At 37.9% G+C, this 17,090-nt stretch carries 16 protein-coding genes; 4 read left to right on the top strand and 12 right to left on the bottom strand.

The window, feature by feature from the left end; translation table 11 throughout:
* Nucleotides 1-10: 10 nt before the first annotated feature.
* From SanaruYs_RS16640 to SanaruYs_RS16625, 4 genes are all read right to left on the bottom strand, one after another.
* Nucleotides 11-397 (bottom strand): c-type cytochrome, encoded by a 387-nt coding sequence (locus SanaruYs_RS16640; RefSeq protein ID WP_127123725.1) that lies wholly within the window; start codon nucleotides 395-397, stop codon nucleotides 11-13.
* A complete protein-coding gene (locus SanaruYs_RS16635; protein ID WP_127123724.1) occupies nucleotides 390-1,160 on the bottom strand; it encodes a YdcF family protein in 771 nt (256 codons plus the stop codon). The genes SanaruYs_RS16640 and SanaruYs_RS16635 overlap by 8 nt, the downstream gene beginning before the upstream one ends.
* A gap of 6 nt (nucleotides 1,161-1,166) precedes the next feature.
* Nucleotides 1,167-4,217, bottom strand: a complete 3,051-nt coding sequence (locus SanaruYs_RS16630) for an ATP-binding cassette domain-containing protein (protein WP_127123723.1) — start codon at nucleotides 4,215-4,217, stop codon at nucleotides 1,167-1,169.
* A gap of 101 nt (nucleotides 4,218-4,318) precedes the next feature.
* On the bottom strand, nucleotides 4,319-5,209 hold the full coding sequence (locus tag SanaruYs_RS16625) for a hypothetical protein (RefSeq protein WP_127123722.1): 891 nt from the start codon (nucleotides 5,207-5,209) through the stop codon (nucleotides 4,319-4,321).
* Nucleotides 5,210-5,340: 131 nt separating this feature from the next.
* On the opposite strand from SanaruYs_RS16625, the gene SanaruYs_RS16620 reads away from it, so the two are divergent.
* Both SanaruYs_RS16620 and dapA read left to right on the top strand, forming a co-directional pair.
* Nucleotides 5,341-5,742, top strand: coding sequence for a response regulator (locus SanaruYs_RS16620; protein WP_127123721.1), 402 nt, complete (start codon nucleotides 5,341-5,343; stop codon nucleotides 5,740-5,742).
* 207 nt (nucleotides 5,743-5,949) lie between these two features.
* The gene (gene dapA, locus SanaruYs_RS16615; RefSeq protein ID WP_127123720.1) at nucleotides 5,950-6,819 is read left to right on the top strand and encodes a 4-hydroxy-tetrahydrodipicolinate synthase; all 870 of its coding nucleotides are present in this window, start codon (nucleotides 5,950-5,952) and stop codon (nucleotides 6,817-6,819) included.
* Nucleotides 6,820-6,887: 68 nt separating this feature from the next.
* Here the strand turns inward: dapA and SanaruYs_RS16610 are convergent, their stop codons facing one another.
* The 8 genes from SanaruYs_RS16610 to SanaruYs_RS16575 form a co-directional block, all read right to left on the bottom strand.
* Nucleotides 6,888-7,064 carry a BF3379 family histone-like protein gene (locus SanaruYs_RS16610; protein WP_127123719.1) on the bottom strand — a complete coding sequence of 59 codons (177 nt, stop codon included), beginning with the start codon at nucleotides 7,062-7,064 and terminating at the stop codon, nucleotides 6,888-6,890.
* An 88-nt stretch (nucleotides 7,065-7,152) separates the two neighbouring features.
* On the bottom strand, nucleotides 7,153-8,409 hold the full coding sequence (locus tag SanaruYs_RS16605; protein ID WP_127123718.1) for an aminotransferase class I/II-fold pyridoxal phosphate-dependent enzyme: 1,257 nt from the start codon (nucleotides 8,407-8,409) through the stop codon (nucleotides 7,153-7,155).
* A 142-nt stretch (nucleotides 8,410-8,551) separates the two neighbouring features.
* Nucleotides 8,552-9,424, bottom strand: a complete 873-nt coding sequence (locus SanaruYs_RS16600; RefSeq protein WP_127123717.1) for a DUF5777 family beta-barrel protein — start codon at nucleotides 9,422-9,424, stop codon at nucleotides 8,552-8,554.
* Nucleotides 9,425-9,428: 4 nt separating this feature from the next.
* On the bottom strand, nucleotides 9,429-9,980 hold the full coding sequence (locus tag SanaruYs_RS16595) for a YceI family protein (RefSeq protein WP_127123716.1): 552 nt from the start codon (nucleotides 9,978-9,980) through the stop codon (nucleotides 9,429-9,431).
* Between the two features lies 1 nt (nucleotide 9,981).
* Entirely contained in the window at nucleotides 9,982-10,419 is a 438-nt protein-coding gene (locus SanaruYs_RS16590; protein ID WP_160118697.1) for an OB-fold protein, read from the bottom strand.
* A gap of 1 nt (nucleotide 10,420) precedes the next feature.
* On the bottom strand, nucleotides 10,421-11,149 hold the full coding sequence (locus SanaruYs_RS16585; RefSeq protein WP_160118696.1) for a hypothetical protein: 729 nt from the start codon (nucleotides 11,147-11,149) through the stop codon (nucleotides 10,421-10,423).
* Nucleotides 11,150-11,289: 140 nt separating this feature from the next.
* Nucleotides 11,290-12,057 (bottom strand): hypothetical protein, encoded by a 768-nt coding sequence (locus tag SanaruYs_RS16580; protein WP_127123713.1) that lies wholly within the window; start codon nucleotides 12,055-12,057, stop codon nucleotides 11,290-11,292.
* A gap of 174 nt (nucleotides 12,058-12,231) precedes the next feature.
* Nucleotides 12,232-13,947 carry a tetratricopeptide repeat protein gene (locus SanaruYs_RS16575; RefSeq protein WP_127123712.1) on the bottom strand — a complete coding sequence of 572 codons (1,716 nt, stop codon included), beginning with the start codon at nucleotides 13,945-13,947 and terminating at the stop codon, nucleotides 12,232-12,234.
* A 325-nt stretch (nucleotides 13,948-14,272) separates the two neighbouring features.
* Here SanaruYs_RS16575 and accC point away from each other — a divergent pair, with 325 nt between their 5' ends.
* Nucleotides 14,273-15,766 (top strand): acetyl-CoA carboxylase biotin carboxylase subunit, encoded by a 1,494-nt coding sequence (accC, locus tag SanaruYs_RS16570; RefSeq protein WP_127123711.1) that lies wholly within the window; start codon nucleotides 14,273-14,275, stop codon nucleotides 15,764-15,766.
* A gap of 20 nt (nucleotides 15,767-15,786) precedes the next feature.
* The gene (locus tag SanaruYs_RS16565; RefSeq protein ID WP_127123710.1) at nucleotides 15,787-17,088 is read left to right on the top strand and encodes a DUF1015 domain-containing protein; all 1,302 of its coding nucleotides are present in this window, start codon (nucleotides 15,787-15,789) and stop codon (nucleotides 17,086-17,088) included.
* Nucleotides 17,089-17,090 lie beyond the last annotated feature (2 nt).

Raw genomic sequence — 17,090 nt, 5'->3', positions numbered from 1 at the left:
TTAAAAGCGGTTATTGAGTGCTCTTAAAAGACATTATATAGCTTACCATTTCGGCTGCATCTTCATCTGACAATGTTGGGTGTGCTAGCATCGGTACATCGCCCCACACACCACTGCCACCTAATCTGATCTTTGATGTAAGGTATGTTACGGTTGCCGAACTGTTTTCATACTTGTCTGCTATAGCTGTATAGGAAGGACCAACTAAATTGTTTTTAACATGATGACAAGTCTGACAATCGCTTGACTCAATTAGCACTTGACCTTTTGATAAAGCAACTTCAGTTGTGTTGGCTTCATTGGGTTCTGATGGTGACTCCGAAGTATTGCTTTTAGATGAACAGGAGAACAAACAAGCAAGTAAAAAAATAAAAGTAACTCTCATAACATTAAACATAACCAGCCATTTTATAAGCTAAGATACCCACCCATTCCTTCAACAGCTTTTGCCATATTAAAATAGCTTCAAGCTTTGGAATTAACAGTGTATCAAATTTAAAAGTTCGTGGGCGAGATCTGAAATCGCAGGTAAAATAATCCATTGCTATATTCTGCTTATTGAAACACGCCAATGCTCTGCGCATATGAAAAGCGGATGTAACTAAAAGACAATCTTTCGGTTGAAGCTGAAGACTATCCATCATCACTTTAGAATTGACTGCATTTTCGTATGTGTTATTGGCATAAGGATCTAACCAGATAACGCTATCAGGAACACTCATTACTTTCATTAAATCTCTAAGAAGTATTGCTTCAGGTGTACCCTCATAATCCGGATCACTGATTCCCCCACTGATAATAATCTCTTTAATAATACCTCTTTTGTATAGTTCAACTGTATGATTAACTCTGTCTGCACCTGTAGAAATATATACTCTATCCGTTGGGCCTGTGTTCTTATGTTGCGCAACACCGGTCAATAATACGGCAGCTTCATAGGCACGCATTTCTTTATAAGCTTGCGTAGGTAACTCCCACCAGGTAACAACCTCATTAGCTATAAAATCATTGGAGAAAAATAATAAGTTGATAAAACCTGTTATCAGAAAAATCCTTTTGAGCTTTGGCTTTCTTATAACTAAACTCAATAGTAATAGCAGCGCCACAATGAAGAGTGGTTGTATTAAAAAGTTTAATAATTTAGAAAGTACAAAGAACATGCTTACCTATTTTTTGTATACAGGGTCTGATAAACTCCCGAGGCCATCAATTATTTTTCGTAATACATCGAAATATAAGGTAAGCGCCAAAAGTAAGGTCATAGACCAGATAACCATTGTATTAAAAATTAAGGTATCAATGTTCATATTTAAGAAATGCTTTGATGGCATATAGAATTGTGCATCAAAGTCTACAATATGATCTGGATCCGGATCTTTATAAATTGGATAAATTTTCTGTACCAGCTTACCATCCTTTTCAATTACACGATGCGGTTCAGACAGGTTTTTGGTAAACTCTGCGATGGCTTCATTGTGGTATCTATCTTTAAACTTTTCGTAAGCTTCTTCCTTATCTGGTGTGTCGGTCATGGCATGAATCTTTTGCTCCTTTTTCTGATCTGCTGCATTGAAGCGGTTAATGTAGAATCTTTTCAAGCTACCCAAAAAGCCATACACACGATTATATACGGTTGAGTCAAACTTCTGCACACTCAAGCTATCCAAAAAGTCTGCGGATTTTGCACCCGTAATTTTAACTTCACCCCTCAATTCATTCCGAATTATTGCATAATCTTGTTTTAGCTTTTCCTGAATGTGCGGATCTTGGGATCTATAATATTGAAGGCAATATTGGAGTCTTGTTTCTAACTCAGGTATAAAGTAAATCTTCTTAAAATCAGCTGAAGCCATTGCCTTATCATAGAGGTAGAATTCCTTTTCGTATTTATTATCCTTGAATTGCGTAACCATTGATGCTTCAAATGCCCAACGCGAAGCCATCATATCGCCAACCATGGGTACAGTGGCAGTATTACCAATTATAGGATTTAACTTATCGAACCTTACAACCACACCACTTAAAATAAGTTGTGGAATAAGTAACAATGGAATAAGTATATAAATGGTAACAGCCGAGTTGAATGCCGATGAAATATTAAGTCCTAATAAATTGGCAAAACAAGAAACGGTAAACAGAATTGCCCAATGGTTAAGTAGCATCCCGTCTATTCCCAAAATTAAGTTACCAACGGCAACAAACATGAAAGTTTGCAGTGCCGATAACATGAACAGTATCGAGATTTTTGAAACGATATAGCTGCTCCTGCTCAAGTGCAGAAAAGCTTCACGTTTTAGTATTTTTCTATCACGAATAATTTCTTCGGCACTTACTGTTAATCCCATGAACAGCGCCACTATCACACTCATAAAAAAGTAAGCGGGCATATTCAGGTTTTTACCGAATTCGTAGCCAGCATGCACTTTATCATCAACATTATGGTAACGCACAATGAAGGCTAAAATAAAAGCCAATAGCGGAGCCTCTAATAAATTAATAATCAGATACTGCTTGTTATGCAACTTGGCTCGAATATCGCGCATGGAAAACAGGTGCGCTTGTTTTAACCTAGTAGGTATACGCAGCGTTGATTCAGGTTTTTCTTTAACCTGTTCTATTATTGGTATGCGTTCCTGCTTCTTATAGGTTTTATTCCATTGCTCCGCTGTAATTTTACGTTCATTGGTAAAGTTTCCAAACTCGTTAATAACTTTTGTTTCAATGATATTGAAAATCTGTTCTGGATTAACGTTACCGCAAGTATGACACTCTCCTTCATCACTATCAAGCAGATTGATACTACGTTTGAAATACACAACAGCATCAATAGAATTGCCATAATAAATCTGATATCCTCCGTTATCCAGAATTAAAAGTTTATCAAACATTTTAAATATGTCTGATGAAGGCTGATGTATAACCGTGAAAACTAATTTACCCTTGAGAGAGAGTTCTTTTAACAAATCAATAATATTCTCAGAGTCTCTTGATGACAACCCGCTGGTTGGCTCATCACAGAAGAGTACTGCCGGCTCGCGCAATAATTCTAGCCCTATGTTCAGGCGCTTACGCTGCCCACCGCTAATGGTTTTTCTGAGTGGCGAACCTACTTTTAAGTCTTTAATGGTATCTAGCCCTAGGTCTTCCAGTACTTTTATTACCAATGCATCAATTTCTTCTTCGTCTTTATCACTGAAGCAAAGCTTAGCTGCATAATATAGATTTTGATATACGGTTAAGTCTTCGATCAGTAAGTCGTCTTGCGGCACAAAACCAATTACACCTTCAATCTTACCCGGTTCCTTGTGTATGTCAATACCATTAATGAGAACCTGACCTGATGAGGGCTTCTCAGAACCATTGAGGACGTGCAACAAAGTTGACTTTCCTGCACCACTGGCACCCATCAATGCAATAAGTCTTCCTGATTCTTCCGCCAGGTTTACATTGCGTAATCCCAATTTTCCGTTCTTAAATTTGAAGGAAATGTCTTTGCCCTCGAAAGTGATTTTAGGTCCTTTTGAAAATTCCTTGAATATGCCAAGCACATCTCCGTAGTAAAAAGGATCCTCGGCATCACTCCAGCGAACCGCAGCACCAACAGGCAATAATCGTAATCCTCCAGACTTGACTGGTGAACCATTTAGATAAACATCAGCCTGTCCATGATATTTTAAACAATACAGATTAGCTGACTCAATCCAGAGTATTGCCAAAAATCCTTTGAGCCCTTTTCTCTTAAGGTGATGCGCATTTTTTAAGGTTGATGAAGAGAACTCATCAATAATTAAAATTTGCTTTATATCGTGCCTATCGGGAGTCCGGCCTGCCAGGAATATCTCAATGGCTTCTGTTTCTTCATCGTTTATTTTAAAGTTTCTGGCAACTGTCTTTACCAGTTCATCTTCTCGTTTTGATATAGAACTGTCTGCTGCAATAATCCGGGTGAGTTCCAATACAATAACTACCTTCTGCTTTTGTGTGATTTCCGTACTTATGCTATCGCACAGATTCTTGAGCAGATTTTCTTCTATTTGTGCTCCCTTTGGTTGTAAGGCCAGGGTTTCAAACTGGTTCAAATAGTATCCTACCTTTGGCTGGCTTACATGATCTTCCAGAAAATTGCGTACCTGTTCACGCTCTTTTTCCGTTACTTCATCAACCTTGGCTACAACAGAAAATAACTGCAGCACTGTATTGAGTACATCTTCACTCATGGCTTGGGATTAAAAGACGTTTGAAAATACAGCATTTACACCATATTGAAAATAAAAAAGGAACCTTGTGGGTTCCTTTTTATGTGCATTGCGGTTAATACCTATTCGGTAATTCCATTTCTGATCTTTTCTACAGTGTTAGTGATGCTTTCCAGCTTCTTATCTGTTAACACAAGGTCTGCTCTGTTATTTTTAATCTGCTCTTCTATGTTAAGTGCTGCGTAGTCGGCTTCAAGTGTTTTAAGGTCTGTAATAATGCCTGTAACAGGCTCAGACTGCTCAACAGTGCTCAACATCTTCAACAACTCTTCAACTGATTTTTTCTGCTCCAAAATAACACGCATTACCGGTGTAAGCACCAAATTGCGCTGATCAGTAGGAAGCATGTCTTTAGGATAAGATTTTACTATACCTGTTGAGATATAAAGACTCTCGATAAAGCTTCCGGTTAAAACCAAAGCAGCCAATTTATTTCTGCTGTCATCTTTAAGGAAGCTTTCTGTTTTATTGATAGTTTCATTTAACAAGATAGCCAATGAATCTTTGTTTGATATATTAGCTTCGAAACGCTTCAATACATCAAGATCAAAAGAGCCGATAACCCCAAGGTTATCTGCAAGAACCTTACATGAGTTCAAATAATCAATCGCTTCCTGCGATTTATCGTAAGAGCTTAAGTAGCCAATATCAGCTGCATAAACCCCTAGGTTAAGGGCTGCTTTATCGCTGCGGTTAGCGTATTGATCAGCTTTAGTTCTAGGATTAATCAGGCTTTGGTTAAACTCAGCGCCAGTGGCCTGAAGTAAGTATGGTATTTCAGAAGGCGAAGGAATATTGTACACAACCTGTTCAATCTGTTCTTTCAGACTCTCTTCGGCTGCTGTGAATTCATCAGAATTTTTGCTCTGATCACCTGAAGAAGACCCACAAGATTGAACAAAGAGCACGGATGCGAATCCTAATGCGGTAACTATGAGATGCTTGCGATTCATGATGTAGTTTACGTTTAGCCTCCAATTTTACTACATTTTTCAATGGTATAAAATTTGGCAGTGCCTTTTTTACTGTTTTTTTGTTGCAACGGTAATTTTCGGTATGTTTAACATAGACATCATTCATCCCCATGGACAATCTTGTTGATAAGGCTGTGTTAATTGACGATAGTGAAATTGACCTTTTCATCCAGAGACGTTTTTTGGAAGTCTTCAAATTCTCTAATCAACTACAAACCTTTGTTTCGGCCAAACTAGCACTCGACTGGCTAAAGTCGCTAGAAAAAGAGCTTATGCCTCAGCTCATATTCCTTGATCTTAATATGCCGGAAATTGATGGCTTTGGCTTTTTACTCAACTTTGCTGAAATCCCTGAGTCTCAGCGTCAACATGTGCGTATTGTCATTCTTACCAGCTCAAATAGCAGAAGTGATCTGGACAAAGCCCTGGCGTTTAAAAACGTGGTTCATTTTATAACAAAGCCACTCAAACAGTCAGACCTTGAGGTGCTCAAACTGAAGCTAGCTTCTTAAGCATCTTTTATTCAATCTTAGCCAATCATTTGATACTCTTAGCGAAAAGCGTAAACTTTAGGCCTTAAATTAAGTAAGGCATGAAGTGGCGGTTTTGATGTTCTACTCCAATGGAGTTGAATGATCGTAGCCATTACATGCGAACGTACTGAAATGCAACTGAAGCATTCAGGCATTTAACTGTATCAATAAATTAAATAATTATTCATGAAAAAACTTACCGGAACGGGCGTAGCACTTGTAACTCCTTTTACAGTTGATGGCACTGTTGATTATAAAGGACTAAAACGTCTGCTCAACCATACTGCTAAAGGTGTTGATTATTATGTGGTAATGGGTACCACCGGAGAATCTGTAACCACATCAAAGGAAGAAAAAAAAGCAATACTTGCGTTTGTAAAAGCTAATAATCGCAAAAACCTACCAATTGTTTATGGTATTGGCGGAAGCAATACACAAGATGTGATCGACAATATTAAACAAACAGACTTTGAAGGTGTTGATGCCATTCTTTCTGTAAGTCCTTACTACAATAAACCTTCTCAAGAGGGGATCTATCAGCACTTCAAAGCCATTGCGGGTAAATCTCCTGTACCAGTAATTTTGTACAATGTACCAGGGCGTACTGCCTCTAACATGAGCGCAGCGACAACTCTGCGATTAGCAAGTCATAAAAACATAATAGGTATTAAAGAAGCTTCTGGTAACATGGAGCAGTGTATGAAGATCGCTGCCGATAAGCCTGAAGACTTCATGTTGATTTCGGGAGATGATATGTTAACTGTTCCGCTTTACAGCATTGGAGGCATTGGTGTTATTTCCGTATTGGCCAATGCCTATCCTGTTCACTTCAAAAAAATGAAAGAATATGCCTTTGCGGGAAAGTATGCTAAAGCAAGTCAGGAATTATTTAAGTTATTGGATATTAATAGTCCTATGTATGAAGAGGGTAATCCTGTAGGAATAAAATTTGTATTAAGCGAATTGGGTGTGTGCAATTACAATGTTCGACTTCCGCTCGTTGCTCCTTCAGAAACTTTGAAAAAGAAAATACAACAGTTGATGAAATCTGTTTAACTGATGCTATTCTGATTAAAACAAAAAAGGGATGACTTTGTCATCCCTTTTTTATTTCTAATTGTTGCTTAGGCTTTGTTCTTTACGTCCTGAACCTCAGTTCTGATTACCTGTGCCAGGTTTTTCACGTCCTGCATACCCTTTCTGATACGAGTACCCGCTGCGCTATTGCCTTTGTTATAGAACTTGTCGAAATCTCCCTCGAGAGATGCCAACAGGTCTTTCAATTCCTGGAGTTTTTGCATTTTTTCTATCAATTTAAAGAGTTAAAAATAGGTTTCTGAACGCCAATTTAAAGAAAAACCTTAAAATTCAACGTTTTTAACGCTTTTTTTAAACAGCTTTTGTTACCGACACCAATGCTTCCTGGCGGTAAAAGCCCTCATCCAGCTTCACTTTCAACGCTGAAAATGCGGTCAAAGTTTCCTCAACATCAGCCAATGTATGTACAGCAGTAGGTATAATGCGGAACATGATAACGTCCTTAGGCACAACAGGATAGATCACCACAGAACAGAAAATACCGTAGTTTTCACGAAGATCCATAGCCATGTTAGCCGCTTCACCTACTCCACCTTTAAACAAAACAGGTGTTACAGGGGAAGATGTGTCACCAAGGGTAAATCCACGGTCGCGTAAACCTTGCTGGATTGCCTTAGTAATCTTCCATAAGTTATCTTTTAACTCAGGTTGGGTCTTTAAAAGCTCCAAACGCTTACGACCACCAACCACTAAAGGCATAGGCAAGCTCTTGGCGTAAATCTGGGATCTAACGCTGTAGCGTAAGTATTTTAAAATGTGCTTATCTCCTGCCACAAAAGCTCCGATACTCGCCATAGACTTAGCAAATGTTGAGAAATACAGGTCAACCTGATCTTGAACACCTTGCTCCTCACCTGTTCCGGCTCCGGTTTTACCCATTGTACCAAAACCATGAGCATCGTCAACAAACAAACGGAAGTTATACTTGTCTTTTAAAGCTACTACGCCCTTTAGGTCGCCCTGCTTACCAGACATACCGAAGACACCCTCAGTAATTACAAGAATGCCACCACCCGTCTCATTGGCTAGTCTTGTGGCACGTTGCAACTGCTTCTCAAGGCTCTCCATGTCGTTGTGGGTATATACAAAACGCTTACCCATGTGCAAACGAACACCGTCAATGATACAAGCGTGTGACTCTGCATCATAAACAATTATGTCTTTACGATCAACAATAGCATCTATAATTGATACAACTCCCTGATAACCAAAGTTCAGGAGCATTACATCTTCTTTCTTTACAAATTCAGCAAGCTCCTTTTCAAGAGCAAGGTGATTAACTGAGTTACCCGACATCATACGGGCACCCATTGGTAAACCCATACCATACTGTGCAGCAGAATCAGCATCTGCTTTTCTTACTTCAGGGTGGTTGGCCAATCCCAGGTAGTTATTTAAACTCCAGTTCAATACAGTTTTCCCATTAAACTTCATTCTGGGGCCAATTTCGCCCTCCAGTTTCGGGAAAAAGAAATAATCATCAGGAAGGTGAGAGTATTTGGCCAAAGGCCCTGCTTCCATTCTCAGCTTTTCAAATAAGTCTACCATGGTAGTTTGTCTATTTATTGCCGCAAAAATAAACAAAATTGGATTATAACGACTGTTAGTTAATATTTAACCAGTCATTATAAAACGGTCTGGTTGCAAGTGGCTTACCTTAGCTAAATAGAACAATCGAACTAGAGTCAAGCTAATTAAACACCCGTGTTATATTAAAACCGAAATGAACATCGCCTTTAAAGAAGTTTCCTTGTGTTTCGGTAATAAAACCCTTTTCAATCATGCTTTGTGAATTCGTTAAGTGCAATTGAAAAACGTGTCCGCCTGTTTCAATGTCTACGCCAAGTGCAATTGAATTTTCTGTTGGATTATTGGTAGATGGATTTAATTGGTGGTAATATTCTGCATTTAAGGAAATTCGCTTGCTGAGTTTTAATCTTCCTCCTGTGCCCAGTGCAAATTTATCATTGGGTTCGCCTTCCAGCACCTGGTTGCGGTGAACAAGTGCGGGCATTAATTGCCATGAAATGGCAGGACTAAATTTGCGGGCTATCAGTAGCACATGACTATAGACAGCTTGCGAAAAAGAAGTTTGAACAACTTGCGCCTGATCAGGCGCCTTCAGTGTTTTAATGGCTGTACTTGAAAACCATGTTACAGATACAGGAATTGATAGATCACCCTTTTGTTGCCTTAGTAGATTATACTTGGCAAAACCATCATATGTTTTTTCAAACGAGTTTCTTCCAAAGCCAACTGTTAAGCGATTGCTTATACCATACTCCAATGCAAACCTCACATTGGCTCCATCAATACCGAAAAAATTATAAGCTCCTGTATTTATCTTACCAAAACGGTGCGAGATAAGAAACTCAAGTGATTTCTTTTTTCTTGTAATAATAGAATGACCGTTAATAATTCTACTACCCTTAAAAGTTGCTTCTGCAAATGTTGGTGTGTTATCAATAACATCATTCTCAAGTTCACTCAACAAATCATCTTGCGCTGCAGCAGATAATGAAAGCATCAGAAGTAACAGTGCTAGTATTTTTCTTAGTTCCATATCCTTATTTTGTTTCGAGAGTGAAGGGTAATTCTACAGTTACATCAACAATTTCCGCAATATTCTTTATCACTAAAGTGGGGATCTTAATGTTATAATCTTTTATGGAAATTTGAAATTTAGTTTTAGCAATTACTTGATTTTTTGCCACTGTTAAAATTCCTGTTGTCTGTATAGCCTTGGTGACACCATGCAATGTTAATTTGCCATCAACTGTAACCGGATAGGAGCCATTTTTATTTGGATTAATAACCTCTTTTGATTGAAAGCTGCCACTGAATGAAGCCTTGGGAAATTTATCAGACTCAAGGTAGTTTTCATTGAAATGCTCTTCCATCAATGACTTATCAAACTTAAAAGATTTAATAAGAAGGCTAATAGCTACTTCATTTTTGGTCAGGTCAAGAATGCCAGCTACCTGATGGTTATTTGCGTCTATATTCTCAAGTGGAGCCTCAGAAAAAAACTGTATATGCCCATTCTTAGTAATGTACCTGCTCTGGGATGAAGCATTAATGCTGCAAAAAATAAGGAGTAGAAATAGAATATTTTTCATTTTAACAATTTTGTTTAACTGATTTAAAAACAGTACATTTTTTCAAATAGACATCGTTTAAAAAACCGATGCACTTACCTTCAATTAACACTTCGCTATTAATTTCAATAGAATTAATAATTCCAAAAAGTTGTTCTGGATTAAGTGTGCATAGTATGGATTTATAGCGGGTACCCTTTAGTGCTATCTCTACTTGGTTATCTTTCAATAACCCAATGCTGGATATCTTACCCCGTACTTGTATTACTTTATTCAAGTATTGCTGAGTGGCTATAGTTTCATTTCTGATAAATGATTTTAATAATTCGTCAACGGTAATTGTTTTGATTGAACACTTTGGCGCTTGATTATTAAACTGATTTGTAGAAATGTATACAAGGCAAATGGGTACCAATACACCAATTATGACAGAAGCAATTTTGATCTTTTGTAATTTCATTTTAATTAATTGGTGCCCCATCACTTACCCAGCAAGCAATTTCCTGAATTTGAGAACTGCTAAGTTCTCCTAATGGTGGCATACGGCCGTTTGCAGTTAGCGTGGCAATTTTTGTAGCATTGGTCTGGATATTCTGGTTATTTCTAAGATCAGGTGAAATTGATCCACCATGACAATTACTTGTGGCACAATTAGCGTTAATAATAGCTTTTATTGACGAAAAACTTTGACCTGAAATGACATCAACTGTTTTTTGAACTGAACAACCATTCGCGTCAGTTGCCAAAACTGTATAGGTACCTGATGCTAAACCACTAAATAGTGTACCTGCCTGACCGGTACCTCCATTAAGCACATATGAATATGGCTCTGGCCCTCCTGTTGCACTTACTGAAATAGTACCGTTGCTTGTTTTGCAGCCGGACGGACTACTAGTTGCAAGAATATTTATTCCGTTTAAATTTTCAATTGTTGTTGATTGACTGGTTGTACAGCCTAACTCTGTTTTTACTGTTACTATATATGATTTTGCTGAAAGCCCTGTGAACAGATTACTCTCTTGAAAGGTAACACCATCAATACTAAAAGTAACAGGCGTTTCTGAAGAACTGACTACTTCAATAATTCCCGTAGCTTTTCCACATTCTGTTCCAATAACATCAAGCGCATCAATATTAGGAATTGACGTGCACAAATTATCTTCTATAGTTTCATAAGTACAACTTAACATGAAACAAATAATAACTAAGAAAAACCAATTGTTTATATATTTAGTCCTGAACATGGAGGTGAGCATTTAGTAAAAAGAATAAAGCTTGCTTTTTTTAAACGCTACCAGGCTTTACCTGATAGCGTTTTTCTAAATTGTAATTAGTTTTTAACGATTTTGTACCATACACCACCAACACCATCACCAAGTACAGTGCCCCGATTGCTATCATTTTTAAATAAGTAAAGCGGTTTACCTAAATACGTGTTTTGCTTGGTTCCGTCAGCACGGGTAATTGTTCCAAAATTATTTGCGCTTAATAGAGATGGGAGAACTATCGTTTCTCCATAAAAATATGGAGGCCAAGTTGTTGCACAGTCATTGTTACAATTGCTTGCATTTTCTGAGTCATTAGTAAATGTGTAAACAGTTTTACCTTTTGAACCGACAAAAACCAATTCTGAATTAATTTTAGCAAGCATTAGTGTGTAATCAGGTTTTGCGATAAACCATGTTCCTCCGCTACCGTCTCCATTAACATCGCCCTCCGCTATATCACCATTGAAATAGTATAGGGGCCAACCTTTATAGGTTGTCTGCTTGGCTCCATCCGCCCTGGTAATTTCTCCCAAATCAGCGGTTAACAATCCTTCTGGCAACGTGGTATTTTGTAAAAGAAATGGAGGCCATGTAGCTGCACAAGCACCACTACATGTGCTAGTTCCCTGAGCATCATTTGCAAAGAAATAAAGACTCATTCCTTTAGAGTCGCTAATAATTTGACCAAAAGTTTCATTATTGCTTATCTGTAAACCAAAGGGGCTGGTGTCATCGTCATCTGAACAAGCTATAGTTAGTGTACAAAGGATAAGAGCGACCATAGTAAGCACTTTACTACTTGTGTAGGTCTTCAAATTGGGGTAATTCATTGTGTTTAGGTTAGTTTGAATTGTAAATAATTATGTCACAAAAAAAGGCAGGAGAAAGTCTTTTGGAAAGAAAATCAAGCCAGCAAAAGGTGAACAACTAGAAGAAAGGTGGGGTACAAGATGTGAACAAGAGAAGGAGAAAAGGCTGAAATTCCTTCAGTTAAGGCATTCTACCTAGGCAAAGCCAATGATAAAATCATTTAAGCTCTGCTCCTGACCCAGGTTAAGCTTTTTACGCAAGCGATACCGCGCAGTCTTTGCGCTATCAGCTGAAATACCAAGTAAAGCTGAAATTTCCCTAGTGCCCATATTTAATCTTAAGAGTGCACATAGTTTTAACTCAGCTGGGGAAAGATCAGGATAGTCCTTTAAAAGATTACCAAAAAAATTCTGATGAACGTTTTCGAAAGTCAGCTTAAAATCCTCCCAATCCCTATCAATATTTAATTTTTTGTTAACGTGCTGTAATAATCCGTTTAACTCTTTGGCAAGTTCAGGGTCTGTAGCTGTCTTTTTTAAAGATTGAAGTTTCAACTCTAATTCTTCCAGCAACTCATTTTTCTGGATAAAATTAACGGTATAGGATGTTAACTCCTTATTACGAAGTTCAAGTTCTTGTTTCAGTTCCTTCTCCTTTAATTTTATATTCTCAAGCTCTACATTTGCCAGTTGCTCTCTGGACTCCGACAACTTCTGCCTGCTTTGTAGTAACTCAAAATTCTTCCTGACTTTTACTTTTTGATGGCGGTAAAAAATAAAACCAACCGAACTTAGTAAAATAACCGTTACGATTAATAAACTGCGAATCAGACTGTCGATTCTGGCATCCTGCTGAAGCAATAAGATTTCTTTTTTCCTAACACTAAGCAGTTGTTCTTTATCGCGGACTTCGCGTTCTTTCTCTAAGGCAGCAATTTGATGTGACTTCGCTTGATTAAAAATACTATCCTTCAAAACTTCATACTGCTCAAAATAAAGTAATGATGCCTGATAATCTTTTTTAATTGCTGTTAGTTCTTTTAAATCAAATAGAATCGCCAATAAAGACTTTTTATAGCCATACGCTTTCGCTGTATTATATGCCTCATCCAGAAAATTTTCTGCCTGCGAATACTTTTTTTGTTGAATGTATATCTTTGCTAAGTTTTCAAGATTTATAGCTATATGCTCATGATCATTGCGTGTGCGAGCTATCGATAGAGACTTAAATAGGTGTGTTTCGGCTTCTTCCAAACGGCCTTGGTCCATATACAGAATACCTAGTCTATTGGAAACCTCTTGTATACCAAAAAGAAAATTAATTCTCTGATGTATTTGTAATGCCTTAATAAAATACTCGTAAGCCAGACTATATTTTTTCTGACTCGCATAAGCAGAACCGATTTTGGTATAAGTAGTGCCAATGCGATCTTCGTATCCAATTTTGTTAAAGAAACCCAAAGCAGTCATATAATATCTTAGGGCCTCATCAGGATTTTGTTGATCGGCATAAACTAAACCAATATTCATTGTGCTATTTGCAGCTCCTAAAAGATCTTCATTTCTTTGATAAAGTTCCTGAGCCGTGAATAAGTATTGGAGCGCATCATAAAAATTGCCTCTTGCCCAATGCGATACTCCTATCACGCGATTAGCCATTGCCTCACCTGATAAATATTGGATTTTTTTGGCCAACTCAAGAGCATCAAGTCCATATTGCTCAGATTTGTTGGCTTCAATTGTCCAATACTCAAATCCTGTTTGATTTAGAATATCAACCAAAGTAGTATCCTTTTTAGTGTAATGCTTAAGCAACGTTGAAAGGCTATCAATTTTTTGCCTTGCCTGAGCCAATAACACAGATGGTGTCAGAAGGATAAACAAAAGCGTAAATATTAAACGAAGGGGCATGGCGAGAAATCTACTAAAAAAATGAAATTACCACTACTTGAGGCCATAAAAAAATAAGAATACAAAAATATGGTCTTCGTATAAAAACATTAGTTGTTTAAGGGCACCCTTTAGTTTGTGTTATTCAAAAATTTATGTCTGTTTCTATTTATGATACCAGATTATTAAGGCTTTCCAAGAATTACACCCGTTCAAATTGCATTTAATCATTTACAACTAATAACAATTTAATCACCTCATATTCATTACTTTTGCTGTTTGTAAAAGCGATCAACGCCATTGATGCATTGATATTATTTGTTTAGCATTGTAGTTTCTATAAAGTATGGGGCAAATTAAAAAGTTACTAGTCGCCAATAGAGGGGAAATAGCCTTGCGTGTAATGCGCAGCGCACGTGAAATGAATATCAAAACTGTTGCGGTTTACAGCGAAGCCGACCGCAATGCACTTCATGTACGCTTTGCCGATGAAGCCGTCTTCATTGGCCCGCCTGCCTCTTCCGAATCCTACCTGAAGATGGATAAAATTATTGCTGCTGCCAAACAGACAGGAGCAGATGCCATTCATCCGGGTTATGGTTTCTTATCAGAGAATGAAGATTTTGCACAATTATGCGAAGACAATAAAATAATTTTTGTTGGCCCATCTGCCAAGTCAATTGAACTGATGGGTAGCAAGCTAGGGGCAAAGGCTGCGGTGGCAAAATTTAATGTACCCTTGGTTCCGGGTACTGCCGAGCCTATTGATGATATACCCGCTGCAAAAAAATTGGCTAAAGAAATTGGTTACCCTGTACTAATAAAAGCCAGTGCCGGTGGTGGTGGAAAGGGTATGCGAGTTGTAGAAAATGAAGCAGAGTTTGAGGAGCAAATGGAGCGAGCGGTCAGTGAAGCCATTTCATCTTTTGGCGATGGAGCTGTATTTATTGAGAAATATGTGACCAAACCTAGACATATCGAATTTCAAGTGTTTGGCGATAAGCATGGTAATGTAGTTCACCTGTTTGAACGCGAATGCTCTATACAACGCAGACACCAAAAGGTTGTTGAAGAAGCACCTTCCGCAGTGTTAACACCCGCATTGCGAAAAGCCATGGGTGAGGCTGCGGTAAATGCGGCCAAAGCCTGTAATTATTATGGCGCAGGAACAATTGAATTTATTTTAAACGAAAATCTCGATTTCTATTTCTTAGAAATGAATACGCGTTTGCAGGTAGAGCATCCGGTAACAGAAGAAATAACAGGATTAGACCTGGTACAACTTCAATTAAAAGTTGCCCAAGGTGAAAAACTTCCTTTTAAACAAGAAGACCTCATCATGCAAGGTCACGCTGTTGAAATCCGCGTTTATGCAGAAGATCCTGCTAACAATTTTTTGCCTGATATTGGTACACTACAAACTTATGTTCGTCCACAGGGACATGGTATCAGGGTTGATGATGGTTTTGAGCAGGGCATGAGTATACCTTTTTATTATGATCCGATGATTGCCAAGCTCATTTGTCATGCTGAAACGAGAGAAGCGGCCATTGAAAAAATGATCAGAGCAATTAAGGATTATCAAATAACGGGACTAGAAACAACATTAGGCTTTTGTGAATTCGTAATGAAGCATGAAGCTTTTAGAAGCGGACAGTTTGATACTAAATTTGTTGAAAACTATTTCAAGCCAGAAGTGCTAAACAAGACAGGGAATAATGAAGAGGAACTATTAGCTGCAGCCCTGGCTTCTTTTGTAATCGGGCAGAACAAAACCACGGTTCAGGAACCTAATGTAGTTGCTGAAGAAAGTAAATGGCGTAAAAATCGCTTAGCCTAAACGTTATAAAAAAAATTAAAGTGGCTGATATTAAACCATTCAGGGCTTGGCGGTACAACCCAACACTTTCGGGTAATATAGACGAACTTACCTCTCCCCTATTTGACGTTGTTTCAGACAAACAACGCAAGGCATTATATAAAAATCCACATAACAGCATTTATCTTTCTGTTCCACAACAACCAGATGCTTCGAATAAGGCACACCTTTTATTAGAAGAATGGAAGACAAAAGGCATTATCATCCAAGACAAATTGCCTGCTATTTATGTGTATTACCAATATTTTAAACTTGCAGGTTCAACGAAAGAATTTTGTCGCAAGGGTTTTATAAGCAACATACGTGCATACAACTGGAACGAAAATGTGGTACTTCGTCATGAAAATACTATACCCAGCGCAGTAAACGATCGCATTGAATTACTTGAAAAAACTGAGCTGAATGTTAGCCCAACTCACGGTTTATATACTGATACAAATCATATACTAGAACGTTATATGGATGAAGCTATTCTGCATCCACTTTATGAATCTGAAGATTACCAGGGTGTAAAAGATGTGTTGGCTGTAATACATGATGCCGCAATCATCAGTATATTTATTGAACTAATTAAAGGAAAAAAAATAATTCTGGCTGATGGTCACCATCGTTACGAGGGTTCACTTGCCTACCGGGAGAAAATGACCAAATCAAATCCTGCACATACAGGTGAAGAAGGTTATAATTTTCATCTTATGTATTTGACCAATACAGAATCAGATGACATTCGAATTCTTCCCACGCACAGGCTTATCAAAGGCATTAATGATTTCAATGAACAAGAAATTCTAAATAAGCTTGAACAACACTTTATTATTAAAGTGCTTGATGATGCCGATACTGCCAATGAAATTATTGTAGGCAAGCAGTGGGCCTTTGCATTACTTTTTAAAGAGAACACCTATAAGGTAAGACTTAAACCTGAAGCATTAACTTCTATGACCTGGCCTTTTCCTGATGCGGTTAAGAAACTTGATCTTACTGTAATGCACTACTTTATCATCGAAAAAGTATTAGGTATTCCTGGCAAAGAGCAACGCCAATCAAATAATATTACTTTCGATCGAAGCTTTGGCGATTGCCTTACCAAAGTGATCAGTGAAGAAGCACAAATGGCCATTATCACCAACGAAGTATCCATAGAAGAAGTGAAGAGTGTTTGTGCCAGTGGTTACACTATGCCACAAAAATCAACTTACTTTTATCCCAAAGTAATTTGTGGTTTTGTGTTTAGTTCCATTAAAGAAGAAGAATTTAAAAGTCCGGTGTATTCACCCTTTTAAAA

It is taken from the genome of Chryseotalea sanaruensis, assembly GCF_003990915.1.
Taxonomy (GTDB): Bacteria; Bacteroidota; Bacteroidia; order Cytophagales; family Cyclobacteriaceae; genus Chryseotalea; species Chryseotalea sanaruensis.
The sequence above is the reverse complement of the archived record's forward strand: the minus strand, read 5'-3'. Positions and strand labels throughout refer to the sequence as shown.